Raw genomic sequence first — 25,665 nt, forward strand, 5'->3', positions numbered from 1 at the left:
CACAAGACAGTTTCACGAGCGGAGACGGACAATGTCCACATTGGAAAAGCGGCAGGCGGCGGATCTGCCGGGCTACGCAAAAATCCGGCAGATGAACCGCGGCAGTTATGACCGCGACCTGGTAAACGAAATTCTGGATGCCGGCCTGGTTGCCCATGTCGCCTTCATCGACGGCGACCGGCCGATTGTCATTCCCATGGCCTATGCCCGGATCGACGACAGGCTCTATATCCACGGTGCCAGCACCACCCGCATCGTCAAGGCCAATGGCGGCGGCGTTCCAGCCTCGCTTGAAGTGACCCTGATCGACGGTATCGTTGTTGCCCGGTCCGGGTTTCATCATTCGGTGAACTACCGCTGCGCCATCGTGCATGGCACGGCCCGGCTGGTGGAAGACCCTCAGGAGCAGATCGAGGCCCTGGCGGCGATTACCGATCATCTTCTCCCGGGCCGCTGGGACGAATGCCGGGAGATGATGGCGAAGGAATTGAAGGCAACCGGTGTTCTGGCCCTCGACATGGAGCATGTCAGCACGAAGGTGCGCGGCGGTGGGCCGGTGGACGACAAGGAGGATCTGGGCACTGACATCTGGGCGGGCGTGGTTCCGGTGGTGACCGCGCTGGGTCAACCGCTTGCCGCTCCTGACGTGCCTGCGGACACTCCGGTCCCGGCCTCCATACCGGCGGCACGCAAGAAATTCGCCTGATTGGCCAGGCCTGCATAAGCAAAGAAAAACCCCGCCGGTTTCCCGGCGGGGTTTCGTGCCCACGACAGAACGCCCTGTCCTGTTGTTAGCTGGACGCCATGATCCGCTTCACCTTGGTGCAGTAGCGGCGGCTGACCGGGTTCATGCGCTTGGCATAGTGACCGGCATTGTAGCGCAGAATGGTGCCGCAGACATCGCCGCCCGCCCGCTTGTGTGCGCCAGCCAGATACTTCATGCCCCACTCCAGATTGGTTGCGGGATCGTAGAGCGCAGTAGTAGAGCCGCGGTAACCGATGCCCCGTGCCGTAGCCGGCTTGATCTGCATCAGGCCGACTTCGCCGGCGCTGCCGCGCGCACGCGGATTGAAATTGCTCTCGACCTCGACAACCGCCTTGGCGATCTTGACCGGCACGCCATGCTTGGCGGCGGCCTTGCGGATCAACATCGCGTACTCGCTCTTGCTGACCGCCTTGGACGGCGCGCTCGCGGTCCGTGTCTTTTTCGGCGAGGCCTTGCGCTTCACCGAAGCCGTTTTGGTTTTCTTTGCCGGCTTTTCCTGCTTGTCGGTTTCGACAACGTGCAGGATCGGTTTCTTGCCAGAACCGACGGTCGGCACGGCATCAGTCGTCTTGACCTGCTTGTCCGGATCGATGACGTGCAGGATCGGTTCGGATCCCGAACCGCTTGCCATTGCCGCCGGAGCGGCAAGTGTTGTTGCATAGGCGAAAAGGCAAAGCGCCCCAGTCAGTGTCTTGAATGACCGTAACATTCAGTCCAGCCCTTTTTGGTTTTCGTTGCGTTGAAATCGGAGCGGAGAAATGAAGGAGCACTGGGACGAAAATGGGCACTCCACAATCACGAATTATTTCAATTTATTACAGAACATTACCGATAATTCATGCGAAAAACTGTCAAAACCTGTAGTTTGTGGCGAAATTGGGCGGGCAATTTGACGATTGGTGGCCCATCCTGAGAAAGACTGTGACGTCTCCTGACAGTTTGACGAAAAAATTGCTGCAGTGCGGGAACAAAATCCGTTGACAGAGCGTTTTCAGCGTTGGTGCCGACCCGGAAAAGCGGCCTTAGAGATGGGAGTTCCCTCGCCAAGACAACTCAGGAAGCCAATGTCGGCAGCCTTCGAAGCAGAGAATTGAGCGTTTCAATCGTTGATTCGTCGACCACGCCGTCGACTTTCTCCTGACGGAAATGCCTCTGGAATGCCGTTACCACCTGCCGCGTCCTGCGATCGAAGTCTCCGGTGATCTCGATTTCGTACCCATAGAGCGCCAGCATCGACTGGACCGCTTCCACAGGCTGGCCGACATCCCCTTCCTGCATCAGCACCCCTGCCCCCAGAGGGAATGGCGGTACATAGAGACCTATGCCAGCTTCCGCGAGCCGGTCCCAGGGAAACAGTTCGCCTGGATCCTCTTTCCGGTCAGGTGCTATATCGGAGTGCCCGAGAACCATCCAAGGGTGAATCCCGTGCCGCAGGCAAATGTCGCGAACCAGCGCGATCACTGCCTCGATCTGGACATCGGGGAAGGGTCTGTAGCCGTGTTCATGACCCGGATTGACGATCTCGACACCGATCGAGCGGGAGTTAATGTCGGTCTCGCCTTTCCAGAAGCTGCGTCCGGAATGCCAGGCCCTGCGGGATTCAGGCACGCATTGCAATACGGCCCCGTCTTCATCGATGAAATAATGGGCCGAAACCTCGGTGCGTGGATCGCACAGGCGCTGCAGAGCCTCTTCCGCGGTTTGCATTCCGGTGTAATGCAAGACGACCATGTCAATCGGCGCACCTTGAGCACGCTGGCCATGATTTGGAGACGGGTGAATTCTTGCTTTTACACCCGTGTCAGTCGCAACACTCATAGACCTCTTTCCGCACAGATCTTGGACCAGGCTTCATTGAGTGCCGCAAGGCGGTCATTGGCGATCCGGACGAATTCCTCCGGAACGCCTCTGGCAATCAGCCGATCTGGGTGTGTCTCCTGCACTTCACGCCGGTAATGGGCCTTCAGGTCCGCATTACTTGCTTCAGGGCCAAGACCAAGCACCTCGTAGGGATTGCCGTCCTTGCGCACATGTCTGGCGAGGATCTTTGAAAATTCACGATCGTCGATCCCAAAGACCTCCGCCACCTTGGAAAGGTAGCCTATTTCGCTTTCGTGGACGACGCCGTCAGCTTTGGCAATGTGAAAAAGACCATCAAGAATGTCAAAGAGGGTCTTGCGGTCATAGGGGAACAGATCCGCCAATTTTTTGGCGTAGACCTCGAAACCGGCGATATCTTCCTGCGCCAGATTGAACAGGCGGGCAACGTTGCGTTCCTCTTTCGGGGGAACATCGAACAATTCTCGGAAGGCCAGGATTTCGTCTGTGGTCACAACGCCGTCCGCCTTGGCCATTTTTGCCGACAAGGCAATCATTGCCACCGTGAAACCGACGCTGTTGGTGCCTTCCGGGCGCGCCAGGACGAGCTGCACCAGACGGTCGACGATCTGAGCGCCCCCGGTTCCGATCGAACTCACAATTGCGCCGAGGTTACTCCAGACACTCACAAATCAGCTCCCGCAGGACGGCAGACGCACCGTCGGCACCGAACGTGATGAATCGGTGCCTGTTCCCACTCTTATCGGGCCACCCCGGCTTTGACTAGGCTTGGGCAGGTTGGGTGTGAATTTCCGACTGGGAAGTGGCCGAAAACACACGCTTTTCGAAGCGTTTCGACAACTGAAATCGATTCATGATGGTTAAAGGAATTAAGCCTAATCTGGTCGGATACGCGGTTGCAAATGGTGCCTCACCGGATGGCTTTACCCCTGGTAAGAAGCAACATTGTTATTTTTTTCATATCCATGTCGCTGGTCCTGACACTAGCGCTGGGTGTCTACGCGAGCAACCGTCTGCTGACCCATTGGCTCCTCGTGCGCGGACTGGAACAGGCTTATCATCCGCAAGAGGAGATGATCGGCGAGATTCTGGAAGCGGCCGCACAACACGCATCGGAAAATCCGGATGTTCAGGGCCTGCGGCTCTCTCCGGTTCAGGGCCCTCAATACCAACTGCCTCCGGAGGAGCTGACCAGGCTGAAGGCCTTGTTTTTGCAGGAAGATGGTATTTCCGCGGTCGCCGACGCGGCGTTCGTCTATCCAACGTCGGCGCGCACTGAAAACAGATTGACCAATCCGGGCGATATTCCTTGGCATCAGACCGGACAGCTGTGGTCGTCAAACACCCTGGACCTCGCCAACAAGGCGCTGAACGACGAAAAACAGCTTGTCGCGATTCCCGACATGACGTTCCAGGGTAAATTCGGTGCAAACGCCCTGGTCGCCTACCGGCCGGCCGGTGCGGAGGCAGGTTATCCCGGCCTTTTGATGCTGGTGACACAGACGGACATGCTGAAAAGCCTCACGTCACTGATCTGGTCGATCAGCGGCGCTATCGGTGCCCTCTGCCTGGCGTCTTTCGTTTTTGCCGGGATCCTGCTCTGGATGCGTTTCTACGACCAGGTCCGCACCAATCGCGACATCCAGTTCCTGGCCCATCACGACACGCTGACCGGCCTGCCCAACAGAGCCGTGTTCAATGCAAGACTGACGGAGGCCCTCCGGCTCGCCCAGGCCAAGGCCTCCAATATCGGCGTGATGCTGATCGACATCGACAAGTTCAAGGAGATTAACGACACCTATGGCCACGGCATCGGCGACGTCTTTCTCCAGATCGTAAGCGAACGGCTGAAAGCGGTCTTCGGCAACCATCTGGTCGCCCGCCTCTCCGGCGACGAATTCGCGGTGATGCTGACCTCCACGGCCGATCCAGGCCGGATGACCCGGCTGGCCGCCGACATGATTTCGGCCACGGACGCGCCCTGCATCATTGACGGCAAGGAAATCAAGATTTCGCTTTCCATCGGGTTGGCCAGGGCGACGGACGGGTCGTGGCGGGCCTCCCGCCTGCTGCATTGCGCCGATCTTGCCCTCTACCGCGCCAAGCACAGTGGCCGTTCGACCTTTTCCTGGTACACGCCTGGCCTCGACGCGGAAGCCCAGAAACGCAAGGAAATCGAGGAAGGCCTGGGCAAGGCACTCAAATTCGACCAGTTCAAGCTTCTCTACCAACCGCAATACGCGCTGAAGGACGGTAGCCTCAGGGGCTATGAAGCGCTGATCCGCTGGGATCACCCCACAAAGGGCATGATCCGCCCCGATATTTTCATTCCGATTGCAGAAGATACCGGCCTTATCGAGGAAATCGGCACCTGGGTGCTCAACCACGCCTGCCAGGAAGCCGCCCTCTGGTCGGACCAGAGCCGGCGCGTTGCTGTCAATGTCTCGCCTGCCCAGTTCATTGCCGGTGAAACCCAGAAACGCGTTGCCCAGGCGCTGCAGAATTCCAGGCTGGACCCGAAACGCCTGGAAATCGAGATCACGGAAAGCCTGCTGATCTCCAACACCGACGCCGTCATCGAAACGCTCCAACAGATCCGCGACATGGGCGTCTCCATCGCCATGGACGATTTTGGCACCGGGTATTCGTCGCTCAGCTATCTGAGCCTGTTTCCCTTCGACAAGATCAAGATCGACAAGGCCTTCATCCAGAACCTCGGCAAGGATGCCAGCACGGACGCCATCGTGACCTCGATCGTCGGTCTCGGCCGCTCCCTTGATGTCACAATCACAGCCGAAGGCGTGGAGACAGAATCCCAGGCGATCCTGTTGAGCGCAGCCGGCTGCGACCTGGTCCAGGGATATATGTTCGGCAAGCCGGACGCTGTTGCCAAACATGAAAACGCGTATCCGATCTTCCCACTGAACACGTCTGGCGGCCGCTGGTTCCCGCAACAACAACAACGCGCGAAACCAGCTGCGCCGTCGCCCAAGATCAAGTTGGCGCCCCGGCTTGCCCAGGGCGCCAAAGCCGTGCCGCTGCAGCCGACCCGCGCCCCGGCAGAAGGCGAGCCACGCCTGCGCGAAGTGGCCCCGCTGCCGCTCAAGTCGACCGGGTAATCCTACCGACTTGCCTCAAGCACCTCTCTTGCCGCCATCTGCAGCTTCAATCTTTCTGCCTTGCGTTCCGAATAGCGGTCGACCAGATGATCCGACCGGCCCCGCACCAGCAGCGTGAATTTCATCAGCTCTTCCATGACGTCGACCACACGGTCATAAAGCGCCGACGGTTTCATGCGCCCATCGTCGTCGAATTCCTGATAGGCCTTGGGGACTGAGGACTGGTTGGGGATGGTAACCATCCGCATCCAGCGTCCAAGAACACGCATCTGATTGACAGCATTGAAAGACTGCGATCCACCGGACACCTGCATCAGTGCCAGCGTCTTGCCCTGCGTCGGCCGGATGGCCCCGACGCTCAACGGCACCCAGTCGATCTGCGACTTCAAGATGCCCGTCATGGCACCATGGCGCTCTGGCGAGCACCAAACCTGCCCCTCCGACCAGGCGCACAGGTCCCGAAGTTCCGCCACCTTCGGGTGATCGGCCTCCGAATCATCCGGCAACGGCAGGCCAGAAGGATCGAAGACCCGCGTTTCCGCACCGAAGGCCTCGAGCAACCGCTGCGCCTCCAGCGTCAGAAAGCGGCTGTAGGACCGTTCCCGCAGAGAGCCGTAGAGAAGCAGGATCCGTGGCGGATGACTGAGACCGTCCGGTGCAAACAGGGTGTCTTTCGAGATCGGCCTCAGGTCTTCGGTCGAAACATTGCCGAGGCCGCTTGCATCCATTCCCGTATCAGTCATTCGAGGTGACCACCTCACCGTCTTCCTTGGTGAAGGTGCCGATCTCCGTCGCCAGCAGATCCAGGACCCTCTCCGATGGCCGGCACAGGCGCACGCCCTTGTCCGAGACAACAATCGGCCGGTTGATCAAGATCGGATGCGCCATCATGAAGTCGATCAGCTGGTCGTCTGTCCACTTGTCCTCGCCAAGTTCAAGCTCATCGTATGGTGTGCCCTTCTGGCGCAGCAGATCGCGCACGGGAAGGCCCATGCGGCCGATAAGGTCGACCAGTTCGTCCCGGCTCGGCGGCGTTTTCAGATATTCGATCACCTGCGGCTTTTCGCCGGACTTGCGGATCATTTCCAGCGTGTTGCGCGAGGTACCGCATTTTGGATTGTGATAGATGGTGATGGTCATGATCGGGTCAGTCCTGTTCAACGCCCGCAGGCTTTGTGAAATCGGTCGGTGTGAAACTGCAAATGGCGGGATTACCGCCACAGCAATCCTGCATCAGGAACGCCAACAGGTGCCGCATGCGGGCAAAATCGACCGCGTAATGAATATGCCGTCCATCCCGCCTTGCCGTCAGCAGCCCAGCCCGTTCCAGTGTCGCCAGGTGAAACGACATCCGGGTCGGCTGAATCTCCAGCCGCTCGGCAACCCTGCCGGAGGGAAGGCCGCCCGGCCCTTCGCTCATCAGCAGCCGGAAGGCGGCCAGACGGTCCTCCTGCGCAAGCGCTCCAAGAGCGGCAATGGCATCGAGATCTTTCATAATTCGACACTACAAGAAATTTTGTAGCATTCAACGCAATAATGCTGCCCTGCAACATTTTTGGAAGATTACATGGCAGCCGCGGCCCGAGCGGCCTGATCGTAATTTCCGGAGACGAGCCGCAGGGTCGCGGCCAGTTTGGAGAGTTCTGTCTCGTCGAGGCCCAGCGCCTTCATCGGTTCCACCAAAAGCGCCTCGCGCAGACGGCGGTATTCCAGACAGGCGGTCTCGCCGGAGGGCGTGATCTCGGCGGTCTTTTCCTTGCCCCTGCGTCCGGAGGCAATCAGGCCAGCCTTTTCGAGCTTCTTGAGAGCGTAGGTCACCGTGTGGGTGTCCTCGATGTTGAGCACCAGGCAGATATCGGAAAGGGTCTTGGCGCGGCCACGGTGATTGACCGAATGCAGCACCAGCACATCCAGCGGCCCGAGCCCTTCCGAACCGCTGGCCGCCATGCAGCGCACCATCCAGCGGTGATAGGCATTGACCATCATGGTGACGGCAAACTCGATTTCGGAAAGCGCCGGCATTGCGCCGGAAGCAAGGTGGGCGGCCGAGACAACGGGACCGATGGGCAGCTCGGCTTTCGTTTCTGTCTTGTCGCTCACATCCGGTCTCCAGCGCTGTTAGCAAACACGCCGGTACAGGCAACCATGTTGGAAGCCTGTACCGGGATGCTTTTCAAGTCTAGAGCACTTAGTCCGGACCGGGACCGAACGCAAGCTGCCCTAACCGCCCTGCATGGCCTGCGGCAGCCAGAGCGCCAGGCCCGGGAAGGCCACAATCAGCACAATCGCCAGGATCATCAGCAGGAAGAACGGCAGCGCCATCTTCGCGACCTTGAAGATGTTGTGCCCGGTCATACCCTGCAAAACGAACAGGTTGAAGCCGACCGGCGGGGTGATCTGGCTCATTTCCACCACCAGCACCAGATAGATACCGAACCAGATCAGGTCCATACCGGCCTGCTCGACCATCGGCAGGATCACCGAGGTGGTCAGGACAACGACCGAGATACCGTCCAGGAAACAGCCGAGCACCACGAAGAACAGCGTCAGGGCGATCAGGAGCGCATAGGGCGACAGGTTCATGGAGCCGATCCAGGCCGCCAGTTCGCGCGGAATCCCGGTATAGCCCATGGCCACCGTCAGGAAGGCAGCGCCAGCCAGGATGAAGGCGATCATGCACGAGGTCCGGGTCGCGCCCATCAAGGCATCTACAAAGCTTGTCCGGTTCAGGGTCCCGCTGGCCCAGGAGAGCAGCAGGGACAGCATGACACCAATGGCCGCCGCCTCGGTGGGCGAGGCAAGCCCGGCATAGATGGATCCGATGATGCCTACGATCAGTCCGATGACGGGAAGCAGCCGCAGTGTTGCCCAAAGCTTTTCCTGGACGGGCATGGTTTCTTCCTGTTCGGGCATCTTCTGCCTGTTCAGGAGTGCCCAGATCGCGACATAGCCCATGAACAGCACGCACAGCATTGCCCCGGGCAGAACCCCGGCCATGAACAGGCGCGCGATGGACTGTTCCGTCGCCGCGCCGTAGACGATCAGGATGATTGACGGCGGGATCAGCAGCCCGAGGGTTCCCGATCCGGCAAGTGTGCCGATGGCCATGCGCTCATCGTAGCCGCGTTGCCTGAGTTCGGGCAGCGACATGCGGCCGATCGTGGCGGTTGTCGCCGCGGACGAACCGGACACGGCTGCAAAGATGCCACAACCGAGAATGTTCACATGAAGCAGTCGGCCCGGCAAATTGCGCATCCACGGCGACAGGCCCGCGAACATATCCTCCGACAGGCGCGAGCGGAACAGGATCTCGCCCATCCAAATGAACATCGGCAACGCTGTCAGGTCCCAAGAATTGGCAGCGCCCCAGACGGTAGTGGCCATGACGGTGCCTGCGGGCACGGACACCAGGAAAAACATTGCGGCCAGTGCAACGGAAAAGAGGGCAACAGCAACCCAGATCCCGGTGGCGAGTGCCGCCAGCATGCCGAGACCAAGCAGCAAGGCGATTACAGAGAGGTCCATTATTCTTTCCCCTCGATCGGGTCGGCCTTGACCACCGTTTCAAAACTCGGGGCGCGCCCCATCAGCGCAACGATCAGGTCATCCAGAAGGGAGATGGCGAAGACCAAAAGCCCCAGGGTCATGACCGCTTGCGGATAGACCAACGGGACCGGAATGACGCCATAGGACGTTTCATTGAACTTGTAGCTGTCCAGCGCCAGCTGTGCCGCGTTCCAGGTGAAGAACGCCGCCAGGACAAGGGCAATTGCAATCACCCAAATGTTGAGCAGACGCGCGGCTCCCGCCGGGACAGCCTGGAGAAGCATGTTCACACGAATGTGGTCGTTGTTGCGAAGCGTTCCCGCCAGCGCGAGAAAGGAAGCGCCGACGAGAAGAAAGCCGGCAATTTCGGCCAGCGATGGCACCTGGAACCTCAACGGTTCAAACCCACCAGCCGTCATCAGATAATCGGCAATACGACCAAGCACCTGGAGCGCCACAAGCGTGGCGATGACAAGCAGACAACAGGCGGCCAGCGCCGTTGCCGCTTTATAAAGAGTATTCAAAGCCTTTCGCATCGGCTTCCCCCACCGGTAAGAGCAAGTTTTATTTGTAGTTGATCGTTCGGCCGGACCGCAATCGCTTGCCCACAGGCAGCGTGCTTCCTATGCGCCGCCAATGGCGAACGCCTGACAAGTGGCAGTGCATGGGCGCCGATATTGATGCAGTGGCGCAGGCCACTCCAAGGGCTCCATCACGCGATCCGCGTTCCGCCGCCGAACCACCCAATGCGGGTGTTGCTTGCTCTGAGCAGCTGAAAAGGAGACGCCGGGCAAAGGGCCCGGCGTCGGTCTTGTTTATTTTTTGTAGGCTTCGAGGATCGCCGCGCCGGCGTCGCCGGCCTGGGCCTGCCATTCGGCTGCCATGGTCTCGCCGATAGCGGCCAGATCCTGGATCAGCTGGCTGGACGGCTGGACAACGGTGATGCCGTTGTCGGCCAGAACCTGGGTCTTGGTTTTGGTTTCCACCTTGGAGGCTTCCCAGCCACGCTTTTCGGCGAGCTCGGCGGCTTCCAGGACGGCGGCTTTTTCGTCATCGCTCAAGGCGTCAAAAGCGTCCTTGTTCACAAAGACCATGTTTTTCGGCAACCAGGCCTGGGTGTCGTGATAATGGCTGACAAAGTCCCAGGCCTTGGAATTCGCCCCGGTGGACGGCGAGGTGATCATGGCATCGACACGGCCGGTCGAGAATGCCGTCGGAATGTCCGGAGCTTCGATCTGCGCCGTCACGCCGCCGGCCAGAATGGCAAGACGCTCGGTCGCCGCGTTGTAAGCGCGGATCTTCAGGCCGCTCAGGTCACCGACTTCCTTGACTTCCTTCTGGGCATAGACGCCCTGAGGCGGCCACGGCACGGAATAAAGCAGTTGCAGGCCCTGTTCGCCGAGCTTTTCTTCCATGGCCGGCTTGGCTGCCTGGTACAGTTTCCACGCCTGATCGTAGGACGGTGCCAGGAACGGCACGGAATCGACACCGAAGACGGGATCTTCGTTGGACAGGCGCGACACCAGCACTTCGCCGATCGGGGCCAGGCCCTTGCGCACGGCGTTCTTGATTTCAGGATGCTTGAACAGCGATCCCGCGGAATGGATCTGGATGACCAGCGAGCCGCCGGTCTTTTCCTTCACTTCATCGGCAAAGGCGGCAATGTTCTGGGTGTGGAAGTTGCCGTCACCATAGGGGGTCGGCATGTCCCATTTGGTTTCTGCGGAGGCGGCGGTCAAGCCGGCCAGGCTGAGAGCGGCGGCGGTTGCCAGCTGAATGCCGGCCCGGGTCAGAAAACGAGATTGCAGCATGATAGTCTCCTCTAGGAAGCGGGTCGTGCCCGTCGGGATGCTACTCCGGGTGCGTTCTTAATGGCACCTTGGAAAGCGCATCTCAGGAAAGAGTAGACTCAAAATCCGAAAACATCAACAATTTATCGATAAATTGTGATTATGGGCTTTGCAACGAAAGTTTCTTTCTTCCTTCGGTCACTTTGGCTAGCGTCTGCGCAACTAGTCACCCGAATCTGAAGTTCGTCTTATTTCCCGGCACACTCGGAACGAGCTTCAGATTCAAAAGGGTGACTAGCAAGCATATGTTTCTAGTGTGGTTTTCGAATTTGAAATTCGCTTCGATGGTCGCTGCAACAATGAGGCGAATTTCAAATTCACCACACTAGGTGGAGGGATGATTTTTGCGGCAGCAGACCGAGGCAACGCCCATGAGCGGCAGACCGGGGCACCTTGTGCTGCTCGCGCTCATTCTCGCTGTCGCTGCTCTGCTCAGACTGTACGACCTAGACCGCACCAGTCTCTGGTATGACGAAGCCGTCAGCTGGAGCCAGTCCAAGGGCAGTCTTGGAGAGCTCCTTGAAGCTGTCGCCACCGACAATTATCCGCCGCTGCACAATGTCCTTCTCTGGGTGACAATGCCTGTGCTGGGCAACAGCGAAACTGCACTCCGGTTACCGTCGGCGATGCTTGGCATCTTCGCAGTGATGCTGATGGCGCCGATTGGCACGCTGCTGGCCGGTCGCTCCGCCGGTCTCGCGGCTGCCGCGCTTCTTGCCCTTTCGCCGTTTCACATCTGGTATTCAACCGAGGCGCGCATGTATGCGCTCCTGGCGGCGACCGGCCTTCTCTTTCTGCTGGCCACGCTGAAGGTGTTGCAACGCCCCACGAGATTCTGGCTGTGTGCGCTTGCCCTCGGCGGCGCCCTCTTCCTCTACAGCCACATTTATGCGCTTTTGGGCTTCGCGGCTGTCGGCCTGGCCTGTGCCGTTTGTGCCTTGCGGGACGTCACCCGGACAAAATCCGTCAAGGAATCCAGCGCCTTCCAGGCCTGCCTTGCCATGGCAGTCAGCACTCTCCTGTTTTTGCCCTGGCTGGTTATCCTGGCGAACCGTGCCCGCTCCGTTGCCGACGAAGGCTTCTGGATCGCCTATCCCGACCTCCCCTTCCTGAAAGGCTTGGTGTTCAACATCGCCGGGTCGCTCACCCTGTTCTGGCTTCTGCTCGCGCTGGCACTGATCGGCCTGCTGCTGGCGCTAACCCTGCCGAAGCGGGCATGCTCCAGTTTGTCAAACCTTCAAGCCGTGATCGTCTGCAGCGCCTATACCTTCGGCCCACCGCTTCTCGCTTATCTCTATTCCGTTCTGGTTCAGCCGATCCTGTTCGACCGCTATCTGATGGCCGCCTGGCCCGGCCTGTTGCTGCTCGCGGTGACCGCAGCCCAGCGCCTTCTGCCCAACATGGCACCGTTGGCACTGCTGGTGGCGACGCTGTATTTGTCCTTTCCGGAACTCAAGTTCGCCTTGCTGGACAAGATCCGGCCTGAATGGCGGCTGATTGCGCAGGATTATCAAAGCCGGCGGGAGCCTGAAGACCGGCTGATGCTCTACAAGGGTTTCGCCGCGCCTGCCCTCGCCTATTATCTGCGCGAGCCGAAAGCGTTCACGGCAGCGACCACCCTTGAAGACCTCCAGGATCCTGGCTTAACGGACCGTTGGCTGCTGGTGGCTCACTGCGACAACACGGAAACGGCAGCCGCAATCAAGGCTTTCAGCGCCAGGGAAAGCGACTCCGTTTCGCAGCGGTTCGGCTGGGGCGCAAGTGGTCTGCGTCTGGTGAAACGGCCCGAGCCCAACTGAAGCTTAGGTCCTCAAACGTCGTCAGAAGCGAAATACGCCAGTCCCGCAACAGCCGCAAGAACAGCAGTTCCGATAACAAATTCCAGCAATATACCTACGAAGGAAGCGCCCAGGATCAGCGCAGCAAAGAGCACCAGAAGCACCATGGCGATTTCCGCAGTCAGGATACCAACGACAAAATCGACGGCATTTGCGAGCCTAAACAGGAAAGGCTCTCGTTCGCTGGATCTACGGTTTTCTGACATCCCGCTCCCTGTTGTTTCCGATTTTTCCTTTGAGATCAATCTCATATGGGTTGGACACCACCGATAAAAAGATCAAATAGCAGGCCATTCAGATTTTTTCATCGACATTTTATCGATAAAATGTCAGCATAAATTCATCTGTTAGCAAAAACGCTCAATACCGGCGGTGAATCACGCATTCGCACAAGCCGGCAGCATCAGAGGGAAGATCATGACAGCCAAGTGGGATTTTTGGATCGACCGGGGTGGCACCTTTACCGACATCGTTGGACGGGCGCCGGATGGTACGCTGCACCCGCACAAGGTCCTGTCGGAAAACCCGGAAGCCTATCGCGACGCAGCCATCCAGGGCATTCGCGAATTGCTGGGTGTTGAAAAAGGCGCGCCGATCCCCTCGGACATGGTCTCCACAGTCAAGATGGGCACCACTGTCGCCACAAACGCGCTGCTGGAACGCAAGGGCGAGCGCACTGCGCTCTTCATCACCCGGGGGTTCCGGGACGCGCTGGAAATCGGCTACCAGGCCCGGCCGCATATTTTCGCCAAGGAAATCATCAAGCCGGAACTGCTTTACGAAAGCGTGCATGAGATCACCGAACGCGTCCGTGCCGACGGCACCCTGGAAGCGCCGCTCGATCAGGCCGAGGCCCGCGCCGAAATGCAGGCAGCCTGGGACAATGGCATCCGTTCCATCGCCATCGTGCTGATGCATGCATATGCCTATCCGGCCCATGAGCAGGCGCTGAAAATCATCGCCGAGGAAATCGGCTTCCCGCAGATTTCCGTGTCACACGAAGTTTCGCCGCTGATGAAGCTGGTCGGCCGGGGCGACACCACGGTGGTCGATGCCTATCTCTCGCCGATCCTGCGCCGCTATGTTGATCAGGTGCAGGAGGAACTCGGGCAAGGCCCGCGGCTGATGTTCATGCAGTCTTCCGGCGGTTTGACCGCCGCCGATCTCTTCCAGGGCAAGGACGCGATCCTGTCAGGCCCCGCCGGCGGCGTTGTAGGCGCTGTCGAGACCTCGCGCATGGCCGGTTACGACAAGATCATCGGCTTCGACATGGGCGGCACCTCCACGGATGTCTGCCACTATGACGGCGACTATGAGCGCGCCTTCGAAACGGAAGTCGCCGGTGTGCGCATGCGCGCGCCCATGATGATGATCCACACGGTGGCTGCCGGCGGTGGCTCGATCCTCCATTATGCGGACGGCCGCTTCCAGGTCGGCCCGGATTCCGCCGGCGCCAATCCCGGCCCGGCCTGCTATCGTCGCGGCGGCCCCCTGACCGTCACCGACGCCAACCTGATGACCGGCAAACTGGTGCCGGAATTCTTCCCGAGAATCTTCGGCCCCAACCAGGACGAGGCCCTGGACGGCGACGTCGTGCGCAAGCGCTTCACCGATCTCGCCATGCGAATCGGCGATGGCCGCACGCCGGAAGAGGTCGCCGACGGTTTTCTGAAGATCGCTGTCGAGAACATGGCCAACGCGATCAAGAAGATCTCGGTTCAGCGCGGCTATGACGTCACCGAATATGCGCTGACCTGTTTCGGCGGTGCGGGCGGCCAGACCGGCTGCCGTGTGGCCGACAGTCTCGGCATGAAAACCGTCATCCTGCACCCCTTCTCAGGCATCCTGTCGGCTTATGGCATGGGGCTCGCGGATATCCGTGCCGACCGCCAGAAGGCCGTGGTCAAAACGCTGACCGAAGAACTGCTGCCGGAACTGGCAACCCTGCGCGATGAACTCGCCGGCCAGACGGAAGCCGAACTTGAAAGGCAGGCGATTTCCGCGGACTTGCGCAAGACGACCGCCATCGTGCATCTCCGTTATGACGGCACCGACACGCCTCTACCCGTTCCGCTCGGGTCGGTCAGCGAAATGCGGGACGCTTTCGAAGACGCGCACAAGAAACAGTTCGGTTTCGCCTATGACAACAAGCCCGTTGTCGTAGAAGCGCTGGAAGTGGAAACGGCAGGCGGTGGCGCCGGCCTCACGGAACCCGATCTGACGCTGTCCTCCGGCGACCCGGCCGCAGCCACGTCGACCAGCATCTATTCGGACGGTGGCTGGCACAAGGCGGGCGTCTTCAAGCGCGACAGCCTGACACCCGGCATGAAGGTCACCGGTCCCGCCGTGATCATCGAGCCGCACGCGACCATCGCGGTCGAAGACGGCTGGCAAGCCGAGATCAATGCCAAGGATCATGTCATCCTGAAGCGCATCGTGCCGCTGAAACGTACCGAAGCCATCGGCACTCATGCCGATCCGGTGATGCTGGAAGTGTTCAACAACCTGTTCATGTCGATCGCTGAACAGATGGGCGTGACGCTCCAGAACACGGCTTATTCAGTCAACATCAAGGAACGGCTCGACTTCTCCTGCGCCGTTTTCGACGCCAGTGGCGCTCTGGTCGCCAACGCACCGCATATGCCGGTGCATCTGGGGTCCATGGACCGTTCGGTCGAAACCGTGATCAAGCTCAACAAGGGCAAGATCAAGCCGGGCGACGTCTTTGCCCTGAACGCGCCCTATAACGGCGGCACCCACCTTCCGGATATCACCGTGGTGTCCCCGGTCTTTGACGATGATGGCAAGGAAATCCTGTTCTGGTCAGCCTCGCGCGGTCACCATGCCGATGTCGGCGGCTCCGCGCCGGGCTCGATGACCCCGCGCGCAACCAATGTGGACGAGGAAGGCGTGCTCTTCGACAATTTCAAGATCGTCGATGAAGGCCGCTTCTGCGAACAGGAACTGGTCGAACTCCTGACCGACCACCCCTACCCGGCCCGCAATCCGCACCAGAATGTCGCCGATCTCTCCGCCCAGATCGCGGCCAACGAGAAAGGCATCCAGGAACTGCGCAAGATGGTCGCCCATTTCGGACTGGACGTCGTCCAGGCCTATATGGGCCACGTGCAGGACAATGCGGAAGAGAGCGTCCGCCGGGTAATCGAGGCCCTGAAGGATTCCGAATACGCGTATCCGACCGACCAGGGCTCGGTGATCAAGGTCAAGATCACCGTCGACAAGGACAAGCGGGAGGCAACAGTCGATTTCACAGGCACGTCCGGCGTGAAGCCGAACAACTTCAATGCCCCGGAACCGGTGACGCGTGCGGCGATCCTTTATTGCTTCCGTGTCATGGTCGACGGAGACATTCCGATGAACGCGGGCTGCCTCAAGCCGATCAACATCATCATCCCGCAGGATTGCATGCTGCGTCCCTCCTACCCGGCCGCCGTTGTCGCCGGCAACGTGGAGACTTCCCAGCATGTCACCAACGCGGTGTTCGCCGCGCTCGGCGCCATGGCCAATGCGCAAGGGACGATGAACAATCTGACCTTCGGCAATGACACCTATCAGTATTATGAGACCATCTGTTCCGGCTCTCCGGCCGGTCCCGGTTTCAACGGTACCGACGGCGTGCACACCCACATGACCAACTCACGGCTGACGGACCCGGAAGTCCTGGAATTCCGCTTCCCGGTGCTGCTGGAGGACTTCCACATCCGGAAAGGCTCCGGCGGCAAGGGCCACTGGTCGGCGGGTGACGGCACGCGCCGGACCTTGCGCTTCCTGGAGAAGATGGATTGCGCCATCCTAGCCTCCCACCGCACGGTTCTCCCGAAGGGACTCGACGGCGGCAGCGACGGCGAACTCGGCCGAACCGAGGTCCGGCGCAAGGACGGCACGATCGAACAGCTCGAGGGCTGCGATCAGACCATCCTGGAAGCTGGCGAGGCCGTCACCGTCATCACCCCGACCGCGGGTGGCTGGGGAACACCCTGATCCCGATCCGGCCATTGTCTTGAGATTTAAAAAGCCGCGCTGAAAGGTGCGGCTTTTTTTTGCCCCGATCCTCCTCCTCACACGCTCGAAAGCACCTCTGACAACAACAAAACACTGCTAAAACAGGGTGCTGTATCTGTGATACTACACCCTGATATTTCTACTTATACGCGAATTTTTTACGCTTTCAGGGAACAAATTTACCAATTCTTCAACCGGAAAGCGCGTAATCTCAACCTAACGACGTGGGGGAAACGCCTTTTCTATTGAATCCTCGGGATATTTGACATGACCCTTTCGAATCCAGTTGCAACCTCGGTGGCAGGAAAGATCCTGGCACTTGTCGCCTTGTTGTCCCTGGGCCTGGTGATCGTTGCCGCCGTTGCCATTTATCAGATGGGGGCCATCGGCAAGGAGCTTGCCAACATCGCGGAAAAGGACATTCCACTGACTGAAGCCATCACCCATGTGACCAACCATCAATTGGAACAGGCTGCCCTTGTCGAGCGGATCATGCGGCTCGCCGGCGTCCACTCGGGAGATGAAGCCTCCGTGATTCAGTCGCTGAAAACGAGCTTGAAGCAACTGGAAAGCCAGGTTGGTGAGGAAATCCTTAAAGCGGAAGCTCTGGCGCAAGCTGCCCTCGACCAGTCGACAACAGAACTGGAGCGCAGGGAATTTCTGCTGGCAGTCGAACAGCTCAAACGCATTGAAACCGAATACGCGGCATATGAGACGCATGTCGATGAAATCCTGCATCTCATTGAAATAGATGATTTGAAGAAAGCCGGAGAACTTCTCGTCACCCTGGAGAAGGAACAAAAGCAGCTCGACCATGAGCTGGTCGCTTTGCTCGAGGAAATCGAACGCTTTACGCTCGCCGCGGCGGTGACCGCAGAGGCCCACGAGAAGCAGGCGTTTCAGCAGATCCTGTTCACGGCAGTGGCGACGTTTGTCCTCTGTGGCCTCGGCGCCATTCTGTTTTCCCGTTTCATGATTTCCAAACCGCTCGATCAAGTTGCCAGCGGTTTGCTCGAGCTTGCCAAGGGCAACACGGATGTTGAGGTCCAGGTCCGGTCAAGAGATGAGATCGGCAAGGTTGCCGGCGCCTTTGAGACCTTCCGCACCAACACGATCGAAATGAAACGCCTTCAGGACCAGGCCCGTGAAGAGGAAATGCAGGCGGAACAGGACCGGCGGGAGACCCGGCTGCGCCTTGCGGATGAGCTGGAAAGCCTATTGATGACAAGCTGTGACACGGTGGCCAATGCCTTGAAAGACTTGGCGGATTGCGCAGATCAGCTGGCCAGGAACAGTCAGGAAACCGAAGAACGGTCCCAGACGGTTGCGGCAGCCGCTGAACAGGCCAGCGCCAGTGTCCAGTCCGTTGCCTCGGCGTCTGAGGAACTGGCAAGCTCGATCCAGGAGATCAGCCGGCAGATTTCGCTCGCCAACACGTCGACGTCACAAACCTCCGAACAGGCTGGCGTCTCCAGTGACACGGTCGGCTCTCTGTCCGCCTCCGCGGAAGAAATCACGGAAGTGTTGAAACTGATCAGCGACATCGCCGCACAAACCAATCTTCTCGCCCTCAACGCAACAATCGAAGCGGCACGGGCCGGTGAAGCCGGCAAGGGATTTGCGGTGGTCGCGTCCGAGGTCAAAGCGCTTGCCAACCAGACGGGTCAGGCCACGGACCAGATCGGTACGCAATTGACGGGTGTGCAATCGGGTGCCGTCAGCTGCTCGCAATCCATTCTGACGGTTGTCAAATCCATGGCCGACATCCGGGAGCAAATATCCGGAATTGCCTCCGCCATCGAAGAGCAGAACGCGGTTACATCCGAAATCGCCAAAAACGCCACTGATGTTGCGACCGGCAGCTCGGATATTTCTCTCAACATTGCTGAGGTCAACAGGGCGGCCCAGGCATCAGGAAACAAGGTTCGAGACGTCGTAGGTCAAATCCGGGACGTTTCTTCGCAGATCAAGACCATCCGCGAGGGGCTCGGCGACTTCCTGGGACATCTTCGAGCCGCGTGAAGGCGATCCCAACGATCGGCCAACAAGCAATCGGCAAGAGGATGGTGCAGCCTCTAATGCAACGAACGCATTCGTCCAGATACTGTTCGGAAAACTGGCAATTTGAAGAAAACACCCTGCTCTCCGCCAACACCAACGCATAATTGCATTTGCGTGAAACAACCACTCAGGCGGCTAAAAACAGGAAGAAAATCATATATTTCGTCTTAGCGACGATTGTCGCCATCCTCTCCGGCAAGTAAGAATCGATGGAGAACTTGTAATTTAGCCAGATGGGCCAGCGACACATTTATGATTCCGCTACAGACAAAGAAGCAGGAAGAAACTGCCCAAGAACTGGACAGAATGCTGAACAGCCATCGGAACTGGGTCTACCGATTGAACAAGACACTCATTTGCGGTCTTGATCCGACGTCCGAGATGATTGCCGAAGACGCCCATGTTCACTGTGCCTTCGGACACTGGCTGGAACAGCGCGCGCAGCATCTCGATTTGGACACCGAAACCCTCAGCAATTTGGTCGGCAGGCACAAAAAAGTTCACGACCTGGCGCGAGAAATGGCGTTGACCGTCCGAGACGGCCACACCATTGAAGAAAGTCTCTACGACGAGTTTCTGGCGATTTCGGAACGATTCATCGGGCTGATAGAATCCGCCTATGACGCTCTGATCGCCTCCATCAACGCGACGGATCCACTGACCGGGGCTGAAAACCGCTCCTTGATGAATGTCCGCCTTGAGGAGCGTAAGCGCATCGCGGCCGGCAAGAGCAGCCAAGCCTGGATCATCATGATCGATCTCGACCACTTCAAATCGGTCAACGACGATTATGGCCACGAGGTGGGTGACCACGTCCTCAAGGGATTTGGATCTCTGGTTAGAGACCACATCCGCGGCGACGACCTGTTCTTCCGCTATGGCGGCGAAGAGTTCCTGTTATGCATCAGCGGTGTCAGCGAAAACACGGTGGCGCGCGTCGCCGAACGCCTCAGAAAGGCATGCGCCAACAAGGTCTACAAGGTGAAGAACGACAAGGAATTGTCTGTCACGGCCTCTTTCGGGATCGCAGGGCTGACAGATTACAAACAGATCAGCGACGCCATCAACGCCGCTGATATCGCAATGTATGCCGCCAAGAGAGCCGGTCGCAACCGGGTCGTGTTCGACCGTGCCGGCGAGCCCGTTTCCTGAGCGCGCAAAGAATTCGCTTCGCGCGCTCAACGTCCCCCTATTCGGGCAACCGGCGAAGCCGTCGCATGACCTCGTCACCTGCCGCATCATGACATTCGACCATCAGCAAAGCGGGTGTCGGCCGCCTGAGGGCCTTTGACGAAGCATTCCGGACGCGCAGGCCCCCAGTCTTCACCAGGCTGTGTAGGTCGTTCCGGCTTAACCGAAGTCCGCGAACCAGCACCTTGTCGAGCCGGACACGTCCGAGATCCGGGTTTCGGATCACAAGCAGCCCGGGACAACCGCCCTTCCCTGAAACCGGCACATGGCGTCCCGTCAGCGTGAAATCGTTCTGCGGCTGAACGTCACCGTTTGCGCAGATAAGCGGCGCCTGCGCGATACGTGCAGCAAATCCAGGGTCATTCGACTGCAGGGCTAGAAGATCCTTCTTCGACAAGCTGGCGACAGCTTTGCGCTCGAAAACGGAACGGTTCCACGTTCTACCGCAGCACTGGCAGCTGTAGATCAGCCAGGCATCCAGTCGGCTGCCATTTGCATTGAGCCGAAACTTGCCCATGGATGAAAAGGATTGCGTTGTGCCGCAGCGACCGCAGGGGCGCCGGATTGCAGCGGACGAGGAACAGCATATGGTCCACTCGACATTCAAAAAAGACGACATTCCGATGGCCTTCCAGAAAAGGAAGTCCGTCAACGGGCTGCCGGGACGGTCCGCCAGGCGGGTGACCCCGCAGGTAGACACTCAGTCTGGCTGTCTGGAAACAAGAGGGGCGTATCGGAGAGTTCAGATACGGTTTGGCCAAGCCACACCGGTCCCGATCCGCCACCATGACGAACAAGTCAAATCAAGCATTTGAAAAATGCAATGGTGGGATCGAAGACCGGTCAGAGCGTAGGCAAATCAATCATCCTGATTGAAAACAATGCTCTTGGGTAGCCGTGGGCCATTGGCAAAGCAAGGGAGAAGACGTTGCGCAGGGCGCACTATCGAACCTTTGCCGTCAACTGTTGCGCGCTTGCAAGGCAAGCGCAACCAGCGTCGGCCGTAAATCCTGCGGGTCCGTCAGGCGTTCAGAAAACCACAACCGCTCTATTCGGTCTCCGGCAGCAAGATCCAGTCCCTCAGGATCGAGACAGGCCAGGCGCCAATTGGCCTCTCCGGCTTTGAGCAACACTTCGGCATAAAGCGTGACGGCGTCACCGTGATCCTCGTTCATATGGGCGACCGCGCCTTCCTCCATTACCGCCCACTGATGAAGGTCGCCCAGAGGTGTGCACAGATCTGCCTGATCGAGAGCGAAGGCCTTGCCAAAACCGCCATTCAGGCTTGCCCTTTGAAGCTCCAGTCGGAAGAAAGCAAAATCGCCGAAATCGACATAGAGCTCCGCCTTGGGATGGCGCGCCAGGTAGCGTCTGCGCAATCGGGTATGGTCTTCGCTGTCCCGCGCGATTTGTCGGGCCTCGCAAAAAAGCGACACTCTGGGATGGGCCAGCGGGTCGCCCTTACCGGGCTCTCCGACGAGCAGGGAACAGGCGGGTGTTTCTGTGATGGCAGCCGTATGGCCCGAAAGGGTGCTCGTCAAAATGACCGGTGTGCCGTCAAGATCGGTCGCCACTGCAACCCGGCTGGCAAGCGGATGTCCGCTCCCCGCTTCCACCGCGGCAAGTGCGCCGAAACGGGCGCTTCGGATGAGACCTTTTGCCAATTGGCGCGCCTGGTCGTCTGTTGGACGGATGACCGATTTCGATTCCTGTTTCTCTTCACCCGAGTTTGCCACATAGTCCTCCGTGCGCGCTGCCGTTTCCTGATCCGGATAGGATTGTCCGACGGTTGCCGAAGCCACAAGAAAAATATGAACGCCAGATGAACGGGCATCTCAGAACCGGTTCAGGGCCGGTGTGCGATTTTCGCGTCATCAGCTACGGCGCCACCTGAGAGGCGCGGCCCTTTGGAGAGAACCGATGAACATCACCAGCAAACGCCTTATCGCAGCCGCTCTGACCGGCGTCCTTCTTCTTCCGACCGTTGCAACCGCAGAAGCCGGCCCGCGGCATGGCTGGAACGATCGCGGCGGTCACCATCACAAACATCACCGCAAGCACAACAACCATCGCCGTCACAAGAACAACGACAATCTCGGTGCGGCGGTTGCAGCGGGTGTCATCGGCCTGGCAGCCGGCGCGATCCTGCTCGGCGCGACCAGCCAGCCGAGCTACGCCGGGCCGCCGCCGGTCAACAACTACCCGCCGGCGAACTACTACCCCCCGGCCCCCTATCCCGGCCGTGTACAGGGGCCCGTTGGGTACCAGCCCTGGAGCCCGGCCTGGTACCAGTACTGCTCCTCGAGATACCGCTCCTTCAACCCGTCCACGGGCACGTTCACGACCTATAGCGGCGAGCAGAAATTCTGCCAGTAAGGCCTAGTGTGGTGAATTTGAAATTCGCCTCATTGTTGCAGCGACCATCGAAGCGAATTTCAAATTCGAAAACCACACTAGAAACATATGCCCGCTAGTCACCCTTTTGAATCTGAAGCTCGTTCCGAGTGTGCCGGGAAATAAGACGAACTTCAGATTCGGGTGACTAGCGACCTTCGAAGCCAAGCCCCGTCAACTCTAGGCGGCAAGCAACAGGCCAGCCGAACTGGTCGCCTGCTTGCCGCCGCTTTTTCAGTCAGCCATTGTCTCGATCGACGCAAATCCCTCAGGTGCGGCGCCGGCATCAAACGGTGTGTCGACCTCGATCACCTTGTCCGGATAAAACCCATTGAACCGCGTTCGCAAAGAGAGGGAGTAGGCACCGATATGGCCGATTTCTATCCAGTCTCCGGTATCGACTGTCTCGGGCAGCCAGAACGGCCGCGACAGAATATCGACACTGTCACAGGTTGCTCCGCAGACCTTGAACGGCACGATCTTGTCGTGCTGACCGGAACGTGTTTTTCGGGCAGGATCGGGAATGAAACGCGCAGGCAACGTGATCTTGCCGGTCCAGCTGTCCGACAGGGACGCCCATATCCCGTCATTGATGTAAAGCCGGCGCCCTTTTTTCAAAAGCACACGCACGATCAGTGAAATCGACCGGGCGACAATCACCCGGCCGGGTTCTGCCACCAGCGGCAGGTCGTTGAATTCCCAGTCCGCAATGTCGGACTTCAATTGACCCATGAGTTCTTCGAGTGAGGGCATCTCGCGGACCTTGCGGCGCGGATCATGGCCATAGACTGCCGGAAAACCGCCCCCGACATCCAGTTCCACGATCGGAACGCCTGCGCGCGATCGGATCCAGTCCGCGGACGCCAGGGCGCGTTCATAGGTTTCAGGCTCCTCGATCTGGCTGCCGACGTGAAAGCACAACCCGCATTTGAAGCCGATCCGATGGATCCGCTGGAGCAGCTCTACCGCGTGTCCCGGCGCGGCACCGAATTTCTTGGAGAGTTCATAAGCCGCATGCCCCTTTGTGGCGATACGCACAAAAAGCGTGATCCTGCCCGGGTCGATATCCAGCGCGCGCACGATCCGCAGGATCTTGGCGACCTCGTCTTCGTGATCGAGAGACATGGTCCGGATGCGGTAGTTCTCAAGGGCAAGCCGAATATCTGACTGCGCCTTGATCGGATGCATGTAAAGCATCTCCGCCTTCGGCGCCGCCTCGCGCACCGCCGCGAATTCCGCAGGCGAGGCAACGTCGAAACAATCGACCCCGGCTTCGGCGAGCGCCTTGAGAACAAAGGGTTCGCCGTTGGTTTTTACCGCGTAAGCGGTCTTTCCGGGAAAGAGACTTTGAAACTGCTGCGCGTCCTGTTTCAACACCTGCGGCCGAAAGCAATAGACAGGCTCGTCCGGGCGAAGATCGAGGGCGGCTTCAACAGCGGTTTCATAACGTTCCATAAAGAGCACCGTCGTTTGGAGTCAGTGCGTTAAGGGAACAATCTTCAGCGGGAATTGCAAGGTGGGAATAGTCTATTGACAGATAAGATAGGTGCAGTCCCGCCCATGGCAGCCAGTGTCCAGATGAAAGTGGGATCTGTGGTTGGGATCGGCGTCCGGACCCAGAACCGTGTTGAACCGCTTGCAGGCAGCCGCATGGATTTCCTTTAAGAACCGCCCCTTTGCGGTGTCCTTGCCCCAATCCTCTTCAATTGAAACTGTGGCACCGTCGGAAAACTCGAAATGTGTGAGATCAAGCGCCTTGCCCAAGGCATGCTCGGAGAGTTTTCCATCCGGCAGGTTGTTGCGCCTGCGGCATTGGTAGCCGGGTCCGCTGCCGACCCTGACAAGCGGGCTTGCCATTTGGTGTAGTGCAGCCTGTGCGACATCCTCAAGCAGCCAATCGGAAACGACCTGCGCGAAACCGCAAGACACAAGAACGGTTCCGGGGAAAACCATTTCCGTTTCATTGTCTCCAATGCCCTGGAGACCGACCGGATTGCCAATCCCGCAGTCCTCGTCATCCATCGGGCTTCCCTCCAGCCCACCGGAGACCGGCGCGTGTTGCACAAATTGAGCACCGGAAAGCTCGCACTTGGCTTCCAAAGGGCCAACGTCTCTTGATATTGTCGCTGGGCTTGCTGCCGCCCCAGGTTTGGCCCGCGGCGTATCGACACCTTCGATGAATGGCCCACGGTGTCCATCACTGAGAGGTTTGAGTGCCGGCGCCGTGTCCGCCGCCTGAGTCGGTAGCACCCAAACCCACATGCTAACCAGCAGGATGAACCGTCTCCATTCGGAATGCCGCATCTGCTCCTATCCGCCATTTGCCGCAGGTGCGCATGATTGAACATTCGCCGGGCCGGGTCTATCCTCTTTCAACCGTTTCAAAAGGAACCTTCTCGTGACGTTTGAGCTCTATGTCGCCTATGTGGCAGCCACGCTTGTTGTGCTGGCCATTCCGGGTCCGACGATCATGCTGGTGGTCAGCTATGCGTTGACGCAGGGACGCGGATCCGCGTTCGCAAGTGTCATGGGGGTCGGATTGGGTGACGCCACGGCCGCAACGGCCTCGCTCATGGGGCTGGGCGCCATCCTGGCGGCCTCGGCGGTGGCATTCAGCGTCCTCAAGTGGATTGGCGCGGCCTATTTGATATGGCTCGGCATCAAGATGTGGCGCAGCCGGCCTACGGCCCTTAGTCCGCATCAGGTGGCGGACGTGCCAGCAAAGAAAATTTTCTGGCATGCCTATGTTGTGACGGCGTTGAACCCCAAGGGCATCATTTTCTTCATGGCCTTTCTGCCGCATTTCATCGCGCCGCAGGCACCTGTCGTCCCCCAGCTGACCCTGCTCGGTTCCACCTTTGTTGCGCTCGGGATTTTGAATGCCGCCGTTTATGCGCTCGCGGCCGCCGCGCTTGGCCAGAAAATGCGCAGCCCGTCGCTGATGCGCCTAGTCAACAGGATTGGCGGGACGTTTTTGATATCCGCTGCGGCCATGACGGCAACGCTGCAGAAAAGTGCAGGCTAAGAACAGAACGAAA

Annotated in this window: 23 protein-coding genes; 8 read left to right on the forward strand and 15 right to left on the reverse strand. The window is 59.0% G+C overall.

Features of this window, described 5'->3' with window-relative positions; all coding sequences use genetic code 11:
* The first annotated feature begins 31 nt into the window (after positions 1-31).
* Positions 32-706, forward strand: a complete 675-nt coding sequence (locus M0H32_RS15435; RefSeq protein ID WP_248155561.1) for a pyridoxamine 5'-phosphate oxidase family protein — start codon at positions 32-34, stop codon at positions 704-706.
* Positions 707-791: 85 nt separating this feature from the next.
* On the opposite strand, the gene M0H32_RS15440 is transcribed toward M0H32_RS15435, so the two are convergent.
* The 3 genes from M0H32_RS15440 to M0H32_RS15450 form a co-directional block, all read right to left on the reverse strand.
* Positions 792-1,397, reverse strand: a complete 606-nt coding sequence (locus M0H32_RS15440) for a lytic transglycosylase domain-containing protein (RefSeq protein WP_345779337.1) — start codon at positions 1,395-1,397, stop codon at positions 792-794.
* Between the two features lie 422 nt (positions 1,398-1,819).
* Complete coding sequence (locus tag M0H32_RS15445) at positions 1,820-2,584, reverse strand: N-acetylmuramoyl-L-alanine amidase (RefSeq protein WP_248155564.1); 765 nt, start codon at positions 2,582-2,584, stop codon at positions 1,820-1,822.
* Positions 2,581-3,273, reverse strand: coding sequence for a TerB family tellurite resistance protein (locus M0H32_RS15450; RefSeq protein WP_248155566.1), 693 nt, complete (start codon positions 3,271-3,273; stop codon positions 2,581-2,583). Before M0H32_RS15450 ends, M0H32_RS15445 begins: the two co-directional genes overlap by 4 nt.
* 249 nt (positions 3,274-3,522) lie before the next feature.
* Here M0H32_RS15450 and M0H32_RS15455 point away from each other — a divergent pair, with 249 nt between their 5' ends.
* Positions 3,523-5,724: a putative bifunctional diguanylate cyclase/phosphodiesterase gene (locus tag M0H32_RS15455; protein WP_248155568.1), complete on the forward strand. Its 2,202-nt coding sequence runs from the start codon at positions 3,523-3,525 to the stop codon at positions 5,722-5,724.
* 2 nt (positions 5,725-5,726) lie between these two features.
* On the opposite strand, the gene arsH is transcribed toward M0H32_RS15455, so the two are convergent.
* The 7 genes from arsH to M0H32_RS15490 form a co-directional block, all read right to left on the reverse strand.
* A complete protein-coding gene (gene arsH / locus M0H32_RS15460; RefSeq protein WP_248155570.1) occupies positions 5,727-6,467 on the reverse strand; it encodes an arsenical resistance protein ArsH in 741 nt (246 codons plus the stop codon).
* The gene (arsC, locus tag M0H32_RS15465) at positions 6,460-6,864 is read right to left on the reverse strand and encodes an arsenate reductase (glutaredoxin) (RefSeq protein ID WP_248155573.1); all 405 of its coding nucleotides are present in this window, start codon (positions 6,862-6,864) and stop codon (positions 6,460-6,462) included. The genes arsH and arsC overlap by 8 nt, the downstream gene beginning before the upstream one ends.
* Before the next feature lie 7 nt (positions 6,865-6,871).
* On the reverse strand, positions 6,872-7,219 hold the full coding sequence (locus M0H32_RS15470; RefSeq protein ID WP_248155575.1) for an ArsR/SmtB family transcription factor: 348 nt from the start codon (positions 7,217-7,219) through the stop codon (positions 6,872-6,874).
* Between the two features lie 68 nt (positions 7,220-7,287).
* Positions 7,288-7,746, reverse strand: a complete 459-nt coding sequence (locus M0H32_RS15475; protein WP_282449400.1) for a winged helix DNA-binding protein — start codon at positions 7,744-7,746, stop codon at positions 7,288-7,290.
* A 198-nt stretch (positions 7,747-7,944) separates the two neighbouring features.
* The gene (locus M0H32_RS15480) at positions 7,945-9,249 is read right to left on the reverse strand and encodes a TRAP transporter large permease (protein ID WP_248155579.1); all 1,305 of its coding nucleotides are present in this window, start codon (positions 9,247-9,249) and stop codon (positions 7,945-7,947) included.
* Positions 9,249-9,806: a TRAP transporter small permease gene (locus M0H32_RS15485; RefSeq protein WP_248155581.1), complete on the reverse strand. Its 558-nt coding sequence runs from the start codon at positions 9,804-9,806 to the stop codon at positions 9,249-9,251. Before M0H32_RS15485 ends, M0H32_RS15480 begins: the two co-directional genes overlap by 1 nt.
* A gap of 279 nt (positions 9,807-10,085) precedes the next feature.
* Positions 10,086-11,081 (reverse strand): TRAP transporter substrate-binding protein, encoded by a 996-nt coding sequence (locus M0H32_RS15490; protein WP_248155583.1) that lies wholly within the window; start codon positions 11,079-11,081, stop codon positions 10,086-10,088.
* Between the two features lie 410 nt (positions 11,082-11,491).
* Here M0H32_RS15490 and M0H32_RS15495 point away from each other — a divergent pair, with 410 nt between their 5' ends.
* Complete coding sequence (locus tag M0H32_RS15495; RefSeq protein ID WP_248155585.1) at positions 11,492-12,919, forward strand: glycosyltransferase family 39 protein; 1,428 nt, start codon at positions 11,492-11,494, stop codon at positions 12,917-12,919.
* 11 nt (positions 12,920-12,930) lie between these two features.
* Here the strand turns inward: M0H32_RS15495 and M0H32_RS15500 are convergent, their stop codons facing one another.
* Positions 12,931-13,209, reverse strand: a complete 279-nt coding sequence (locus tag M0H32_RS15500; RefSeq protein WP_248155587.1) for a hypothetical protein — start codon at positions 13,207-13,209, stop codon at positions 12,931-12,933.
* Positions 13,210-13,375: 166 nt separating this feature from the next.
* Here M0H32_RS15500 and M0H32_RS15505 point away from each other — a divergent pair, with 166 nt between their 5' ends.
* The 3 genes from M0H32_RS15505 (at position 13,376) to M0H32_RS15515 (ending at position 20,194) form a co-directional block, all read left to right on the forward strand.
* Complete coding sequence (locus M0H32_RS15505) at positions 13,376-16,960, forward strand: hydantoinase B/oxoprolinase family protein (RefSeq protein WP_248155589.1); 3,585 nt, start codon at positions 13,376-13,378, stop codon at positions 16,958-16,960.
* A 288-nt stretch (positions 16,961-17,248) separates the two neighbouring features.
* The gene (locus M0H32_RS15510) at positions 17,249-19,003 is read left to right on the forward strand and encodes a methyl-accepting chemotaxis protein (protein ID WP_248155592.1); all 1,755 of its coding nucleotides are present in this window, start codon (positions 17,249-17,251) and stop codon (positions 19,001-19,003) included.
* Positions 19,004-19,348: 345 nt separating this feature from the next.
* Positions 19,349-20,194 (forward strand): diguanylate cyclase, encoded by an 846-nt coding sequence (locus M0H32_RS15515; protein ID WP_248155775.1) that lies wholly within the window; start codon positions 19,349-19,351, stop codon positions 20,192-20,194.
* A gap of 37 nt (positions 20,195-20,231) precedes the next feature.
* Here the strand turns inward: M0H32_RS15515 and M0H32_RS29735 are convergent, their stop codons facing one another.
* Positions 20,232-20,852 (reverse strand): DUF1062 domain-containing protein, encoded by a 621-nt coding sequence (locus M0H32_RS29735; RefSeq protein WP_425607324.1) that lies wholly within the window; start codon positions 20,850-20,852, stop codon positions 20,232-20,234.
* Positions 20,853-21,192: 340 nt separating this feature from the next.
* Positions 21,193-22,035 (reverse strand): HugZ family pyridoxamine 5'-phosphate oxidase, encoded by an 843-nt coding sequence (locus M0H32_RS15520; RefSeq protein ID WP_345779331.1) that lies wholly within the window; start codon positions 22,033-22,035, stop codon positions 21,193-21,195.
* Positions 22,036-22,153: 118 nt separating this feature from the next.
* Between M0H32_RS15520 and M0H32_RS15525 the strand changes: the two genes are divergently transcribed.
* Positions 22,154-22,609, forward strand: coding sequence for a BA14K family protein (locus M0H32_RS15525; RefSeq protein ID WP_248155594.1), 456 nt, complete (start codon positions 22,154-22,156; stop codon positions 22,607-22,609).
* 252 nt (positions 22,610-22,861) lie between these two features.
* Here the strand turns inward: M0H32_RS15525 and M0H32_RS15530 are convergent, their stop codons facing one another.
* Together M0H32_RS15530 and M0H32_RS15535 are read right to left on the reverse strand one after the other, a co-directional pair.
* On the reverse strand, positions 22,862-24,082 hold the full coding sequence (locus M0H32_RS15530; RefSeq protein WP_248155595.1) for an alanine racemase: 1,221 nt from the start codon (positions 24,080-24,082) through the stop codon (positions 22,862-22,864).
* Between the two features lie 72 nt (positions 24,083-24,154).
* Complete coding sequence (locus tag M0H32_RS15535) at positions 24,155-24,931, reverse strand: extensin-like domain-containing protein (RefSeq protein WP_248155597.1); 777 nt, start codon at positions 24,929-24,931, stop codon at positions 24,155-24,157.
* 94 nt (positions 24,932-25,025) lie between these two features.
* Between M0H32_RS15535 and M0H32_RS15540 the strand changes: the two genes are divergently transcribed.
* The gene (locus M0H32_RS15540; protein ID WP_248155599.1) at positions 25,026-25,652 is read left to right on the forward strand and encodes a LysE family translocator; all 627 of its coding nucleotides are present in this window, start codon (positions 25,026-25,028) and stop codon (positions 25,650-25,652) included.
* Positions 25,653-25,665: the final 13 nt, after the last annotated feature.

This window comes from Roseibium sediminicola (assembly GCF_023156505.1).
Classification (GTDB): domain Bacteria; phylum Pseudomonadota; class Alphaproteobacteria; order Rhizobiales; family Stappiaceae; genus Roseibium; species Roseibium sediminicola.